The 14,408-nt window shown below is 73.8% G+C and carries 10 protein-coding genes and 1 pseudogene; 4 read left to right on the top strand and 7 right to left on the bottom strand.

The features are described 5' to 3' along the window. Window positions 1-105 precede the first annotated feature (105 nt). Window positions 106-762, top strand: a complete 657-nt coding sequence (locus S1361_RS34730) for a zf-HC2 domain-containing protein (RefSeq protein ID WP_208035797.1) — start codon at window positions 106-108, stop codon at window positions 760-762. Window positions 763-838: 76 nt separating this feature from the next. Beyond that, a complete protein-coding gene (locus tag S1361_RS34725) occupies window positions 839-1,417 on the top strand; it encodes a hypothetical protein (RefSeq protein WP_208035796.1) in 579 nt (192 codons plus the stop codon). A gap of 8 nt (window positions 1,418-1,425) precedes the next feature. Here S1361_RS34725 and S1361_RS34720 read toward each other — a convergent pair whose 3' ends face one another. From S1361_RS34720 to S1361_RS34710, 3 genes are all read right to left on the bottom strand, one after another. Further along, window positions 1,426-2,289, bottom strand: coding sequence for an Fpg/Nei family DNA glycosylase (locus tag S1361_RS34720; protein WP_208035795.1), 864 nt, complete (start codon window positions 2,287-2,289; stop codon window positions 1,426-1,428). A gap of 56 nt (window positions 2,290-2,345) precedes the next feature. Continuing rightward, complete coding sequence (locus S1361_RS34715; protein WP_208035794.1) at window positions 2,346-4,430, bottom strand: SpoIIE family protein phosphatase; 2,085 nt, start codon at window positions 4,428-4,430, stop codon at window positions 2,346-2,348. Between the two features lie 61 nt (window positions 4,431-4,491). Continuing rightward, the gene (locus S1361_RS34710) at window positions 4,492-5,637 is read right to left on the bottom strand and encodes a DUF6777 domain-containing protein (RefSeq protein ID WP_243769407.1); all 1,146 of its coding nucleotides are present in this window, start codon (window positions 5,635-5,637) and stop codon (window positions 4,492-4,494) included. Window positions 5,638-5,763: 126 nt separating this feature from the next. Between S1361_RS34710 and S1361_RS34705 the strand changes: the two genes are divergently transcribed. After that, entirely contained in the window at window positions 5,764-7,185 is a 1,422-nt protein-coding gene (locus tag S1361_RS34705) for a lipase maturation factor family protein (protein WP_208036902.1), read from the top strand. 99 nt (window positions 7,186-7,284) lie between these two features. Further along, window positions 7,285-7,482, top strand: a pseudogene (locus S1361_RS34700) (FCD domain-containing protein); the annotation flags it as partial. A 12-nt stretch (window positions 7,483-7,494) separates the two neighbouring features. Here S1361_RS34700 and S1361_RS34695 read toward each other — a convergent pair. From S1361_RS34695 to S1361_RS34680, 4 genes are all read right to left on the bottom strand, one after another. Beyond that, window positions 7,495-7,962, bottom strand: coding sequence for a DUF4231 domain-containing protein (locus S1361_RS34695; RefSeq protein ID WP_208035793.1), 468 nt, complete (start codon window positions 7,960-7,962; stop codon window positions 7,495-7,497). A gap of 85 nt (window positions 7,963-8,047) precedes the next feature. After that, window positions 8,048-11,068, bottom strand: a complete 3,021-nt coding sequence (locus tag S1361_RS34690) for an alpha-mannosidase (RefSeq protein WP_208035792.1) — start codon at window positions 11,066-11,068, stop codon at window positions 8,048-8,050. Window positions 11,069-11,096: 28 nt separating this feature from the next. Beyond that, window positions 11,097-13,130 carry an endo-beta-N-acetylglucosaminidase gene (locus S1361_RS34685; protein ID WP_208035791.1) on the bottom strand — a complete coding sequence of 678 codons (2,034 nt, stop codon included), beginning with the start codon at window positions 13,128-13,130 and terminating at the stop codon, window positions 11,097-11,099. Beyond that, on the bottom strand, window positions 13,103-14,383 hold the full coding sequence (locus S1361_RS34680; RefSeq protein WP_208035790.1) for a glycoside hydrolase 5 family protein: 1,281 nt from the start codon (window positions 14,381-14,383) through the stop codon (window positions 13,103-13,105). Before S1361_RS34680 ends, S1361_RS34685 begins: the two co-directional genes overlap by 28 nt. Window positions 14,384-14,408: the final 25 nt, after the last annotated feature.

The raw sequence follows: 14,408 nt of genomic DNA, 5'->3' as shown, positions 1-14,408 counted from the left end.
TCTTGTCCGCGATTCTGTGCGCGGCTTGAGTGATTCGGCGGTCGGCTGCGTACGGGTGGGAGCAAGGAGTAACCCCACCCGCACCCATCGGCACGAGGATTCGGCATGAGGTCCCTGGAAAGGCATCGCGACGTCGGCGCGTACGCGCTCGGCGTGCTGGACGAGGCGGAGGCCTTCCGCTTCGAGGACCACCTCATGGAGTGCCCTCAGTGCGCGGCACGCGTGACCGAATTCGGGCCCGCGACCCGGCAGTTGATGCTGTACCGCCGGGCCACGCCGCGCTTCGTGCACCCCATGGCACAGCCCGGTCCCCGGTTGCTGGACCGGTTGCTCGGCGAGCTGGCGCACCGGCACCGGGCGCGGCGCCGCCGGCTGCTGTACGGCCTGGCCGCCTCGGTGGTGCTGGCCGTCGCCGGTCCGGGGATCGTGGCCTTCGCCGGCCACGCCGAGCCGGCCGCGCCCCGGGTCACCGCGGCGACCGATCCGCACACCGGAGTGTGGGCGCGGGTCACCTCCGCGGACCAGGACTGGGGCAGCGATCTGCGTCTGGAGGTCAAGGACGGCTCCGGGCCGCACACCTGCCGGCTGGTCGCGGTCGGCCGCGACGGCAGCGAACAGGTGGTCGCCGGCTGGACCAACCCCGGTGACGGGACCCGGCCCACCACCACCATGGGCGCCGCGGCGATGCACCCGGACCAGATCGCACGCTACGAGGTCCGCACGGCAGAGGGAAAGCTGCTGGTCACAGTAGGGGAACGGTAACGGCGCCACGACTTGACCGAAGATTCATCTTAGGTAAGCCTTGCCTAGGTTTATTTGAGTCTTCCAGGAGCAGTCCGTGTCCGTACGCCCCGAACCCTCCCTGTCCCCCCAGCCGCCCTCCGCGTCGCGGCTCGGCGTCTACGACACGTGGTGGACGGTCGGCGCGGCGGCGGTGAGCGTCGGTCTGGGCCTCGCGGCCTGCGCCTGGGTCTCCGCGCACCTCAGGGTGGACGCCGCCCTGCACTCCGCGGCGCTCTTCGTCCACCTCGCCTCCCTGGTGCTGGGCTTCGGTGCCGTACTGGCCGCCGACTACCACGTCCTGCTCTGGCTGACCGGCCGCTGCTCCCTGGCCGACGCCCTGGAAGGCACCCACCGGCTGCACGTGCCGATCTGGGCCGGGCTCGCCGGGCTGGTGGCCAGCGGAGTCCTGCTCCATCCCGACCTCGGCGCCCCCCTCACCCGGATCAAGCTCGCCCTGGTGCTCGGGCTCACCCTCAACGGCCTGCAGGCCGGACTGCTCGCCCGGCGCATGCGGGCGCGGCGGGACGGGTCGGTCGCGCCGCGCCTGCTCGCCTGGGGGGCCGCCACCGCTGTCGTGTCCCAGGTGTGCTGGTGGGGAGCGGTGGTCATCGGCTTCCGCAACAGCCAACGCTGAGCCCGGGCTCACTTCAGCAGGCGGGACAGCCGGCGGTCGGCCAGCGGCTTGCCGCCCGTCTGGCAGGTCGGGCAGTACTGGAGCGAGGAGTCGCTGAAGGAGACCTCGCGGATGGTGTCGCCGCACACCGGGCAGGGCTCGCCGGTACGGCCGTGGACGCGCAGGCCGCTCTTCTTCTCCGACTTCAGCCGGCCGGCCGCCAGGCCCCGGGAGCGCTCGACCGCCTCGGTGAGCGTGTCGCGCAGCGCCGTGTACAACCGGTGGGTCTCCTCCGGGGTGAGGGACGCGGCGAGCTTGAACGGGGACATCTTCGCGGCGTGCAGGATCTCGTCACTGTAGGCGTTGCCGACGCCCGCGATCAGTGACTGGTCGCGCAGCGCACCCTTCAGCTGCCGCCGTTCGTCCTTGAGCAGGGCGGCGAAGCGTTCCTCGTCGAAGTCGGCGGCGAGCGGGTCCGGGCCGAGGCGGGCGATGCCCGGGACCTCCCGCGGGTCACGGACGACGTACACGGCGAGCCGCTTCTGGGTGCCGGCCTCGGTCAGGTCGAAGCCCTCTCCGGTCTCCAGCGCCACGCGCAGCGCCAGCGGGCCCTTGCCGGGCTTCGGCGGGGCGTCCGGCAGCCGGTCCTTCCAGTGCAGCCAGCCCGCACGGGCCAGGTGGGCCACGAGGTGCAGCCCGCCGTCCGTCTCCACGTCCAGGAACTTGCCGTGCCGGCGCACGGCCGTCACCGCGCCGCCCTCGACGGCGGTGACCGGGGGGTCGTACGTCTTCAGGACGCTGACGGCGACCGGCAGCACCCGCACCACCCGGCGGCCGACCAGGTGCTCGGTGAGGAAATCCGTCAGCGCTTCCACCTCGGGCAGTTCCGGCATACGTCCAGAGTGCCATCCGGCACCGACGACGCCCTGCGGTCCGCCCGGCCGGTGCCTCACGGCAGCCGGAACTCGCACCACACCGCCTTGCCGCCGCCGCGCGCCTCCACGCCCCAGGCGTCGGCGAGCCGGTCCACGAGGAGCAGACCGCGGCCGGACACCCGGTTCTCCCCCGCGTCGCGGCGCCGGGGCAGCGCGCTGGAGGAGTCCTCGACCTCGATGCGCAGCCGGCGGCCGCCGCCGGACAGGGCCCGCAGGGTGACGATCGCGGAGCCCTCGGTGTGCATCAGCGCGTTGGTGATCAGCTCGTCGGCGGCCAGCTCGATCTCGTAGGAGCGGTCGCGGGCGCCCCAGGCGCGGACCGCGGCGCGGATCATGTGCCGGGCCCGGGCGAGGGCCTCCGGGTCGTCGGGCGCCACGTACTGCCGGAGCCGGCCGCCGGCGGGCGCGGTCCCGGGGACGCAGCGGCGCAGCAGGAGCAGGGCCACGTCGTCTTCGCCGCCCTGTTCCTCGGACAGCTGGATCAGCCGGTCGGCGAGGTCGCGCACCTCGTCCGGGCCGTCCGCGACGAGTGCGGCGAGGCCGCGCATGCCGTCGTCGAGATCGGTGCCGGGCTTCTCGACGAGCCCGTCGGTGCACAGCAGCAGCGTGTGCCCGGGATCGAGTTCCAGGGTGGCGACCGGGTACTCCAGCCGACCGAACTCGGCGGACAGGCCGAGCGGCAGTCCGCCCTCGACGGTGACCCGGGTGCAGCTGCCGTCGCTGTGCCGGACGAGTGGGTCGATGTGCCCGGCGCGCACCACCTGGACGACCCCCGTGGACAGGTCGGCCTCGGCGTACAGGCAGGTGGCGAACCGGTCGGTGTCGAGTTCGTGGAGGAAGACGGAGGCGCGGGCCATCACCGCGGCCGGGGTGTGGCCCTCGGCGGCGTAGGCGCGCAGCACGATCCGCAGCTGGCCCATGACGGCCGCCGCGTGCGTGTCGTGGCCCTGGACGTCGCCGATGACCGCGCCGACCCGGCCGCCGCCGGAGGGCGTGCCCCCGGGCAGCGGGATCAGGTCGTACCAGTCGCCGCCGATGTCCCGGCCCAGGGCTGCCGAGCGGTAGCGGACCGCGACGTCGGCACCGCGGACGCTCGGGATGGTGCGGGGCAGCATGGCCTGCTGGAGGCCCTGGGCGAGGTCCTTCTCCTCTTCGTAGAGCATGGCCCGCATGAGACTCTGCGCGATGCTGCTGCCCAGGGCGACCAGGACGGCGCGTTCCTCGGCGGAGAAGCCGCGCCGGTCGTCGTAGAGCAGGCCCATCGCGCCGATCGGGCGGGCCTGGGCGATCAGGGGCAGATAGGCGGCCGAGGTGATGTGCAGGTCGGTGAGGTCCGGCCAGAGGATCGGGTAGCCGGCGGCGAACTCCTCCGGGGACTCGATGAACCGGGGGCTGAGGGTGCGGACGACCTCGCTCATCGGGTACGGCTCGTCGATCCGGGTGATGCGGGTGCCGGGGACCGAGCTGCCCGCGGGCCCCTCGGCCACCAGCCGGATCCGGCCCGCCTCCACCAGGCCCATCACCAGGCTGGCCGCACCCAGGTGGCGGACGCCGTGGGTGTCCTTGAGGACGTCGATGACGTCCTGGATGCTGCGGGCGTGGGCGAGGGCGGCGGAGATGACCTGGACGACGCTGGTCTGCTGCCGGAAGGCCTCGTCCTGGGCGGCGCGCAGACTGCGGGCGGCACTGTCGGCGAGCTCCTCGGTGGCGTCGCGGACGATGCCGACCACTCGGCGCGGGCGGCCGGTCTCGTCGCGCCGGATGTAGCCCTGGGTATGGGTCCAGCGCAGGGCGCCGTCGCGGCAGCGGATGCGGAAGTAGGTGCCGTAGTTCTCGCTGCCGTCCTTGATCGCGCGGGCGACCACCGCGTCCAGCCGGGCGGCCTCCGGCGGTGGCACCCGGACGGCCAGGCTTTCCGGGCGTCCGTCGTACTCGTCGGGCCGCAGGTCGAACACCTCGAAGGCCTGGGCGTCCATGTGGAAGAGACCGGCGTCCAGGTCCCAGTCGAAACTGCCCATCCGGTTGAGCGCGAGGATCGGGTCCGGGTGCGCGGGCCAGTCCTCCGGGAGTGACAGGGAGCTCGCTCCCCGATCGGCCATGGGGCCCACACTGCCAGGATCCGGCCGATTCTTCGACTTGATCGGCGGCCTCACCGGTCGCTCAGCCGACGGGACTGCCGGGGGCGGTGCCGGCCGGCCCGGTCGGGGCGCGGGTGGCCGTGCCCGATGCCATGAGGGGCGGGTCGGCCGGGGTCGTGCCGGCGCCGTCGGGCTTGTCCTGGATGCGGGGCGGGCCGGTCTCGCCGGAGGTGGCGAGGGAGAGGACGGGATCGGGGGCGAGGGATGGCGGCCGTGTCGCGGTGTTCCGGTCCGGGGGGCCGGTACGGCGGTCCGGTGCCGCGGGGACGGAGGGCGACGGCGGCATGCCGGTGCCGCCCGGGGAGGCGGGCGGGCCGCTCCCGTCGGGACGGGGCTGCCCGGTGACCGCCGTTCCGGCGTCCGCCCGCTCGGGGTCGGCCGGGCCGGTGGCCCCGGGGGGCGCGGGCACGACCCGGTCCCGGCGGACGTCGGGGCCGACCCGGCGCTCGATCCAGGTGCGGCTCGCGGCGTCCACGATCGTGAGGCTGGTGACGGGGCGGGACGCCGGGGCCACCACGACCACCTGGTTCGGCCGGTATCCGGCCCACGGGGTGCCGCGTGCACCGGCTCCGCCGCGGGTCGGTGTGGGCTGGTCGAGCGGGTTGCCGCAGGCGCAGCGCACCCGGGGCACCCCCCGGTTGTCGACGAGTACGGCGGTGCCGGCCTGGAGCACGGCCTGGTAGCGGGCCGCCGCGTGGTCGCGGTAGGCGTGGCTGGTGACGCGGGTGTCGGCGGCGAGGAGGACCGGGGTCAGACCGCGCAGGTATCCGGGGAGCTCCGCCCGGGTGACGCCGGCCACCCCGGCGAAGGCGTCGGCCCTGTCCTCGTCCGCCGCCAGGTGGCGGATGTGCCGCTCGACGTCGCAGCCGGCGACGCGCGGGGAGCCCCGGTACAGGCCGGGTGTCGCGCCGGACAGGGTGCGCGCCGCGCGCAGGGGCGCCTCGACGTCGCCGGGCTGCACCCGGGCGGTGACCCGGGGGGACTGGGACCTCGGCACACCGGTGTCGGTGGACTCGGTGAAGGGCTCGGGACCCCGCTCGGTGGCGGCCTGCAGGAGGACCAGCTCCCCCGCCCTGGTCTGCTTGACGCCGGTGCCCGCACAGCCCGTGGCCAGGAGCGTCACGAGGAACGCGCAGGCCGTGACGATGGTTCGGGTGGGTATCCGCACCGCACACTCCGCATCACTGTGGGTGATTACGCCCTATTGTTGGCATTGCCCAGCCTTGCCTGGCAACTCGGGGACCGTCGGGCCGAGAACGGCGCCGGTGGTCCCGCACAGGAGGCGTGCACGGCCGTGGACTGGTTCACCGCACCCGGCTACTGGCTGAGCCGGCTGGTCTTCCAGCGGGCTCTGGCGGGCCTGTACCTGGTCGCGTTCCTGACGGCGGCCCTGCAGTTCCGGGCCCTGCTGGGCGAGCGCGGGATGCTGCCCGTCCCCCGCTTCGTCGCCCGGGTGCGGTTCCGGCGCGCCCCCAGCCTGTTCCACCTGCACTACTCCGACCGCTTCTTCGCGGCCTGCGCCTGGTCGGGCTGCGCGGTGGCGGCGGCCCTGCTGGCCGGGGCGGACTCCGCGCTGCCGCTGTGGGCGGGGATCCTGCTGTGGCTGGTGCCGTGGGCGCTGTACCTGTCGATCGTCAACGTCGGCCAGACGTGGTACGCGTTCGGCTGGGAGTCGCTGCTGCTGGAGACGGGGTTCCTCGCCGCCTTCCTCGGCAACGACGAGGTGGCGCCGCCGGTGCTCGTGCTGTTCCTGCTGCGCTGGATCCTGTTCCGGGTGGAGTTCGGCGCCGGGCTGATCAAGATGCGGGGCGACGCCTGCTGGCGGAAGCTGACCTGCCTGTACTACCACCACGAGACCCAGCCGATGCCGGGCCCCCTCAGCTGGTTCTTCCACCATCTGCCGAAGCCGCTGCACCGGGCGGAGGTGGCCGCCAACCACGTCACCCAGCTGGTCGTGCCGGTCCTGCTGTTCACCCCGCAACCGATCGCCACGGCCGCCGCCGCCCTGATGATCGTCACCCAGCTGTGGCTGGTGCTCTCCGGGAACTTCTCCTGGCTGAACTGGGTCACCATCGTGCTGGCCCTGTCCGCGCTCCGGCTGCCGGCGACGGCGCCGTCCGTGCCCGCGGCGCCGCTGTGGTACGAGGTGCTGGTGCTCGCGGTCGCCGCCCTGCTGGTCCTCCTCAGCTACCGGCCCGTGACGAACATGGTCTCCCGCCGCCAGGTGATGAACCGCTCCTTCGACCCGCTGCACCTGGTGAACACCTACGGCGCGTTCGGCAGCGTCAGCCGGGTGCGCTACGAGGTGGTGGTCGAGGGCACGCTGGACGACACTCCGCACCCGGACTCCGACTGGCGTGAGTACACGTTCCGGGGCAAGCCCGGCGACCCTGGGCACTGGCCGCGCCAGTTCGCCCCCTACCACCTGCGCCTGGACTGGCTGATGTGGTTCGCGGCGCTGTCGCCCGGCTACGCCGGGGAGTGGTTCGGGGGGCTGGTGGAGCGCCTGCTGGAGAACGACCGGGACACGCTCAGGCTGCTGCGCCGCTCCCCGTTCCCGCCGGACACCCCGCCCCGCTATGTCCGGGCCCGGCTGTTCCGCTACCGGTTCACCAGCTGGCGGGAGCTGCGGGAGACGGGGGCGTGCTGGGAGCGGACGTTCGTACGGGAGTACCTGCCGCCGACGCGGCTGGCGGGCTCGGTTCAGAGGTCGTAGACGCGGGTCGCGGTGGTCCTGAACAGCGCCGTGCGCTCCGCCTCGCCGAGCCCCGCGGTCAACTCCTCGGTGAGCGCGTGGACTTCGGTGTACGGCGAGGACGGCCTGTCCTCGCGCACCTTCCGCGCCCGCGTCTGGCGCGGCTACCAGGAGGAGGGCGCCTTCGCCCGCACCCGCCGCGAACACGCCGCCATCCACCGCGCCCTCACCGCCCGCGACCCGGAGTCGGCACGCGCGGCGGCAGCGGCCCACGTGGGCGAGGTGGAGGAGTGGCTCACGACGCAGCTGGGTCCCTGAGCAGCCCCTCGGTCAGGCTCCCACCGGGGGCGGGGGCGCCTCCGGGCGCCCGCTCTGCGCCTCGGACCAGGCGCGCAGCTCGGTGGCGCCGATCTCCTCGACCACCGCCTGCAGCGCCTGCCGGGCCGCCGCGTCACGTTCGGCCTCCGGCAGGAGCAGGTAGCGGTCGATCGCCCGGCGCAACGACTCCCGCGCCTGCGCGGCCAGCACCCAGCGCGAGCCGGCGCCGTACAGCTGGCGCATCCCGGTGAAGAAGACGGCGCCGCCCGCGATCAGCGCGGTCAGCCAGGCGGGGGCGTGCAGGCCGGCGGCGACGACGGTCACCGATGTCGTGAGCAGGGCGCCGAGTTCGGTGGCGTGGTGCAGCCGCCTGGCACGGTCCGAGGCCCGCGCGTAGAACGCCAGGTCCTTCCGGGCGAGCGCCAGCAGGGGATCCGGCTCCGCGGCCCAGGAGTTGTCGGGCACCCTTCTTCGTTGCATCGGGACATCATCGCGGCTGTGACCGGGCCGGGGAAAGCCCGGGCGGTGGGCAAGGGCGGCCCGGGCACCCTCGCCCACCGTGGGTTCAGGCCCTGCGCAGCCTCAGGGTCACCAGTTCGAACGGGCGCAGCCGCACGGTGACCCGGTCACCGTCGAGCACCGGCGGCGCCCCCTCGTCCCACGGCCGCTCCAGCAGGTCGGTCGCCGTGACGTCCGCGACCTCGAAGCCGGCCGTCAGGGTGGCCCGGGCGCGGCCGCCGTGGGCCTCGTGGAAGCGGACGACCACGTCTCCGGTGCCGTCGTCGGCGAGCTTCACCGCCGTCACCACCACCGCGTCGTTGTCGACCGTGACCAGCGGGGTGACCTCGCGGGCGCCGGTCAGCCGGCGTTCGGGCAGGTTGACCCGCCAGCCCTCGCGGACCGCGTCGGCGATCGAGGCGCCGGGGAGCAGGGCGTGCCGGAAGCGGTGGACGCCCTGGTCGGTCTCCGGGTCGGGGAAGCGCGGGGCGCGCAGCAGGGACACCCGGACCGTCGTGGTCGTACCGCGGTCGCCGTCGGTGCGGACCGTGCGGGTCACGTCGTGGCCGTACGTCGAGTCGTTGACGACCGCCACGCCCCAGTCCGGCTCCGCCAGGTGGACGAAGCGGTGGTTGCAGGCCTCGAACTTGGCCCACTCCCATGAGGTGTTGGTGTGGGTGGGGCGGAAGGCGTGCCCGAACTGGGTCTCGGACGCGTACCGCTCGGCGTGCAGGTCGAGCGGGAAGGCCAGCTTCAGGAACTTCTCCGTCTCGTGCCAGTCGACCTCGGTGTCGACGAGCAGCCGCCGCTCGCCCGGCGGCAGGGTCAGCAGCTGGGTGACCCGGGAGGAGCCGAAGGTCCGGACGATCCGCACCGAGGTGCCGTCCTCGCCGGCCGTGACCGAGTCGGCGTCGGTGAGGTCGGTGACGGTGTTGCGGTAGAAGGAGTCGACGTCCCAGGCGTCCCACATGTTCGGGAAGTCCGGGTGGAGCTGGAGGAGATTGGCGGACCGGCCGGGGGCGACGGTCTCGCGGTCGGCGGCGGGGTCGTAGGCGGAGACGACCAGGCCCCGGGCGTCGACGGTGATCCGCAGCAGGCCGTTGTCCAGCGTGAACCCGCCGTCCTCGCGCGCGGCGAGCCGCGTGTGTCCCGTCACGGCGGGTGGGGCGGCACCGCCCGCGGGGACGCCGTGGCCGGCGTGCGGGGCCGCGTTGAAGACAAGCTCGGTGCCGCCCTCGCCGGCCAGGGCCCGCTGCGCCGCACCGATGATCCCGTTCAGCTCGGCGGCGACGCGCTCGTACGTCGCCCGTGCCTCCCGGTGCACCCACGCGATGGAGGATCCGGGCAGGATGTCGTGGAACTGGTGCAGCAGGACCGTCTTCCAGATCCGGTCCAGCTCCTCGTACGGGTAGGGGAATCCGGTGCGTACGGCTGCCGTGGCCGCCCACAGCTCGGCCTCCCGCAGCAGGTGTTCGCTGCGCCGGTTGCCCTGCTTGGTCTTCGCCTGGCTGGTGAGGGTGGCGCGGTGCAGTTCCAGGTACAGCTCGCCCACCCAGACGGGCGGTTCGGGGTACTCGGCCTCGGCCTTCTCGAAGAACGCGCGCGGTGCCTCCCAGACCACGGTCGGGGAGCCTTCGAGGTCGCGCAGCCGGGCCGCCTTGGCGACCATCTCGCGGGTGGTGCCGCCGCCCCCGTCGCCCCAGCCGGTGGGCGCGAGGGAGTGCCGGGCCCGGCCCCGGTCCTTGAAGTTCCGGGCCGCGTGGGCGAGTTCGCTGCCCTTCATCGAGCAGTTGTAGGTGTCGACGGGCGGAAAGTGGGTGAAGACGCGGGTGCCGTCGATGCCTTCCCAGTGGAAGGTGTGGTGCGGGAACGTGTTCGTCTGCGACCAGGAGATCTTCTGCGTCAGCAGCCACTTGGAGCCGGCCGCCCTGATGATCTGCGGCAGGCCCGCGGCGAAGCCGAAGGTGTCCGGCAGCCAGGCCTCCTCGTTCTCGATGCCGAACTCGTCGAGGAAGAACCGCTTGCCGTGCACGAACTGCCGGGCCATCGCCTCCGAGCCGGGCATGTTGGTGTCCGACTCCACCCACATCCCGCCGGCCGGCACGAACCGGCCCTCCGCCACGGCCTTCTTCACCCGCGCCCACACCTCGGGCCGGTGCTCCTTCACCCAGGCCCACTGCTGCGCCTGGGACATGGCGAACACGAAGTCCGGCTCGTCCTCGACGAGCGCGGTCATGTTGGACGTCGTACGGGCCACCTTGCGCACCGTCTCGCGCAGCGGCCACAGCCACGCCGAGTCGATGTGCGCGTGCCCGACGGCGCTGATCCGGTGCGCGGACGGCACGGCGGGGGCGGACAGCACGCCGGTCAGCCGCTCCCGTGCCCGGTCCGCGGTGCCGTTCACGTCCTGGAGGTCGACGGCGTCCAGGGCGCGTTCGACCGCGCGCAGGATGTCGTGCCGGCGTGCGGAGTCGACGGGCAGCTCGGCCATCAGCTCACCCAGCACCTCCAGGTCCAGCACCAGCTGCCAGACGGTCTCGTCGAACACGGCGAGGTCCATGCGGGTGAGCGTGTACTGCGGCTCGGCGCCGGCGGTCTCCTTGTCGCCGAGCGGGGTGGGCCGGAAGGGGTGGTAGTCGAGGATGACCGGGTTGGAGGCGGCCTCGATGTGCAGGCGCACCTCCTCGCCCCCCGCGACCGGCGCACCGATCCGCACCCACTGGTTGCGTGGGTTGAGGCCCTTCACCGGGGTGCCGTCGGGCCGGTAGACCAGGCCCTCGCACTGGAAACCGGGCATGTTCTCGTCGAAGCCGAGGTCCAGCAGCGCCTCGACGGTCCGCCCGGCCCAGGCCTCGGGCACGGTCCCGGTCACCCGGAACCAGCTGGTGCCCCACGGAGCACCCCACCGGGTGCCCACCTCGATCGGCTCGGGCTCGGCGGCGAGCCCCTGCGCGACCGGCACGGGCTCGCCGGGCGCGTGCCACACCGCGACCCGGAGCGGCACGGACTCGGGGTACACGGCAGGGCGGATACGTTCGTCGAGGACGCGCCTGAGGCGGGCTTCCACCAGCGTGCGGTCGTCATGCATGCGGGGTGCTCCCTGCGGGTTCCGGTGTTTACCAGGGGTGGGTGACGGTGACGGGGGCCGAGGCGTTGTAGAGCTCCCCCACCGCGCGCACTTCGAACCGTGCGGTCGTCTCGCCTTGTTCGGGCCGCTGGCCGGGGACGAACCAGGCGCGCTGGCCGGTGGCGCCGAGGAAGCGGCGGGTGCCGTCGGGGAGGAGGCGGTGGAGGGTGTAGTGGCGGACGGTGCCGGGGGCGGCGTTCCAGGCGAGGCGGAGGTCGCCTCCGTTCGCCGCCGTGACGCGGGCACCGGTGGGAGCGGCGGGCGGCGGCGGGGTGCCGTCGGGGCGGACGGCGAGGCCGCCCAGCCGCCAGCGGACCGGGCCGTCCGTGGCGGTGAGGCGGACACCGAGGGCGTGGACGGTGCCGGACAGGCCGGTGAGCGGGACGGTCACGGTCTGCCAGCCGTTGACCGATCGCACCCGGATGTTGTGGTTGACCGGGTTCACAGCGCGATAGGTGTACGGCGGTGTCGCCCCCGGCATCCCCGGTTCGGCCGTCGCCACCGCCAGCTCGACGTTCACACCCCCAGCCTCGCTCCGGAAGGTCAGGTCGACAACCGTGCTCACACCGATCGGCAGCCGCGTCGCGTACAGGTCCACGACCGCTGGATGATCCAGTTCACCGGCCACCAGCACGCTGCTCCCGCCGCGCCAGGCGTCGGCGAAGTCGAAGGCGACCGCCGGCCGCTCCCCCGCCGTCCGGACGATCCACCGCCGTGACGGCAGCCGGTCCTGGAGCCCGAGATGGTTCCACGGCACCGCCGAGGCGACCGTCCCCTCCTCGTACCAGCGCAGTCCGTGCCCGGTGTTGAACACGGAGGCGAACGGCACCGAGGTCACCGTCGACCGGTCCGCCACGGACACCGCCGGCGCCCGCCAGGGATCACCCGCGTCCGGCCGCGCCGGGTCCAGCGAACGACCGGTCCAGAACCGGTCGTCGGCCGCGTGGAAGTCCACGGGCGCGCGCCGGTCGGCGGGCAGGTGGTTGCGGGTCCACTCGGGCCGGTAGAAACCGATCGAGGTGACGTGCGGCGGGCCGGCCGGCACGATCGCGTCCCAGTTCACATACGTGTCGGACCCGTTCGACTCGACGTCGACGCCGGCCCACAGCTGGTAGCGGCTGCGGCCCAGCCGGTCCGCCTTCGTACCGGACGCGGCCAGCGTGGCCGTGCTCCACCGGAAGTCCACGAACATGTCGTCGCAGGCCTGGAAGAACGCCTGGTTCCGGCTGTTCAGGGCGCCCTGCCAGCCGACCGTGCCGTTCACGGTCATCGCGTCGTACCAGGTCACTCGTTGCCCCCTGGCCGCGGCGAGGGCCTTGAGCTCCTGGACGAAGCCCAGTACGGCCGTGCCCAGCGCGGTGTCGCCGCCGCCGGTCTCAGCGTTCACGAACCAGCCGTCGAAGCCGTAGGCCGCGGCGACCGCGACGAGTTGCGCGGCGAGCGGGTGGCGGCCGGCGGCGTCCTTCTGCACCAGGTCCCGGGTCCACTGGAGCTGTCCGCCGTAGGCCACCGGGGGCAGGAAGACGTTTCCGAGGACGGGGACGCCGTGCCGGTGGGCCGCGTCCACGACGGGCGCGTTCGGCGCGAGGATCAGTCCTTCGCCCGCCGAGCCGCCCCAGAACACCAGCTCGTCGAGGTACGCCCAGTGGGTCAGGGCGTAGTGGTCGGCGGTGGCCGAGCCCTGGGAGGGGTTGCCCGAGGTCGGCCCGAAGGAGACGAGCGCCTGGACACGGGCCTGGCCGGAGCGGGCGGTGGGGTTCGCCGGGGTGGGGGTGAAGCGGGGGGCGAGCGGCACGGTCGCGGCGTTGAAGGCGAGGTCGGCGTCGTCGGCCGCGCGCCAGCTCTTCAGGCTGCGCCAGGTGATGCCGGGCCCGGGGCTGCCGGCGGGCAGCGAGTCCGGGTACCAGTACGCGGCGTACGGCGGGGTCGCGGCGGTGGCGCGCGGGGCGGCCGCCGCGGGCAGGGCGGGGGCGAGGGCGGCGGCGCCTGCGGCGATCAGGACGGTGCGTCTGGTGGGGTGCACGAGCGGGTGCCTCCTTGGGGGATGGGGAGTACCTGGTCGGGAGTGACGACGTCGGTGATGCCGCGCGCGGCGAGGTGGTCCTTGTCGTCGGCGCGCGTGTCGAGGACGGTGGTGGGGCGGGCTCCGTCCGCGACGAGCCGGAAGAAGGCGTCGAAGACGTCGCCGCCGGGCGCGCAGCGGGAGCGCCGGCCGGGCGCGGCGGGTACGACGAGGGCCGTGCCGCGCACCGCCGGGGCGCGGGGGGTCCGGCGGGCCGCTCCGGCCAGCACCCGGGCGATGTCCTTCGGCCGCCGGTCGTTGGTCAGCAGGCCGAGGGAGTACTCGAGGGCGGGGAAGTCGGCGAGGGTGCGCGGGACGTCGTGGGAGCACCACCAGGTGACGCCCCACAGGTCCGGGCAGTCCAGTACGTGGGCGAGGGTCTCCTCGGCGAAGGCGGCGGCGTGCTCGGCGGGCACGAGGGGCGCGGGGGCGCCGACCTCCTGGAGCCACACCGGCCGGTGCGGCTCGTCCGCCCAGGCCTTGCTCAGCTCGACCAGGTAGGCGGCGTGGTGCTCGGTGGGCACCGAGGTACGGCCGTACCGCTGGGCGGTGCCGTTGAAGACCCAGGAGTGCACGGCGGTGAGGTCGCCGAGCCGGGCGGAGTGGCCGGGGGTGAAGGGCTGGTCGTCCTGGTACCAGGCGGCGTCGTAGGAGGCGTGCAGGTGGAGCCGGCCGGGGGCGCCCTCGGCGCAGGCGGCGAGCATCCGGGTGAGCCAGCGTTCGGCTTCCCCGGGGGTGATCCGGTCGGGGTCGGGGTGGGGGCCGGCGGCGAACTGGTTGACCTCGTTGCCGACGGTCATGCCGAGGAAGGCCGGCCGGTCGGCGAGGGCGGCGGCGAGGGTGCGCAGATAGGCGGCCTGACCGTCGGTGACGTCCGGGTCGGTGAAGAGGTTGCGGCGGTGCCAGGTGCGGGTCCAGGCGGGCAGGAAGTCGAAGCTGGACAGGTGCCCTTGGAGTCCGTCCACGTTGACGTCGAGGCCGCGTTCGGCGGCGGCGTCGGCGAGGGCCACGAGCTGGTCGACGGCGCGCGGGCGGATCAGGGTGCGGTTGGGCTGGAAGTACGGCCACAGCGGGAAGACGCGGATGTGGTCGAGGCCGAGCGCGGCGATGGCGTCGAGGTCGGCGCGCACGGAGTCGAGGTCGAAGTCGAGCCAGTGGTGGAACCACCCTTCGCTGGGGGTGTAGTTGACGCCGAAGCGCACGGCAGCAGGCATGCGGTGTCCTTGCACTCGGGGGGCA

It is taken from the genome of Streptomyces cyanogenus (assembly GCF_017526105.1).
GTDB lineage: Bacteria > Actinomycetota > Actinomycetes > Streptomycetales > Streptomycetaceae > Streptomyces > Streptomyces cyanogenus.
This window is presented reverse-complemented; position numbering and strand designations above follow the sequence as displayed.

Excerpts from the sequence above, each read along its gene's own strand:
- S1361_RS34680 (WP_208035790.1), bottom strand. The coding sequence starts at position 14,383 with ATGCCTGCTGCCGTGCGCTTCGGCGTCAACTACACCCCCAGCGAAGGG.
- S1361_RS34695 (WP_208035793.1), bottom strand. The coding sequence starts at position 7,962 with ATGCAACGAAGAAGGGTGCCCGACAACTCCTGGGCCGCGGAGCCGGAT.
- S1361_RS34730 (WP_208035797.1), top strand. The coding sequence starts at position 106 with ATGAGGTCCCTGGAAAGGCATCGCGACGTCGGCGCGTACGCGCTCGGC.
- S1361_RS34690 (WP_208035792.1), bottom strand. The coding sequence starts at position 11,068 with ATGCATGACGACCGCACGCTGGTGGAAGCCCGCCTCAGGCGCGTCCTC.
- S1361_RS34720 (WP_208035795.1), bottom strand. The coding sequence starts at position 2,289 with ATGCCGGAACTGCCCGAGGTGGAAGCGCTGACGGATTTCCTCACCGAG.
- S1361_RS34715 (WP_208035794.1), bottom strand. The coding sequence starts at position 4,430 with ATGGCCGATCGGGGAGCGAGCTCCCTGTCACTCCCGGAGGACTGGCCC.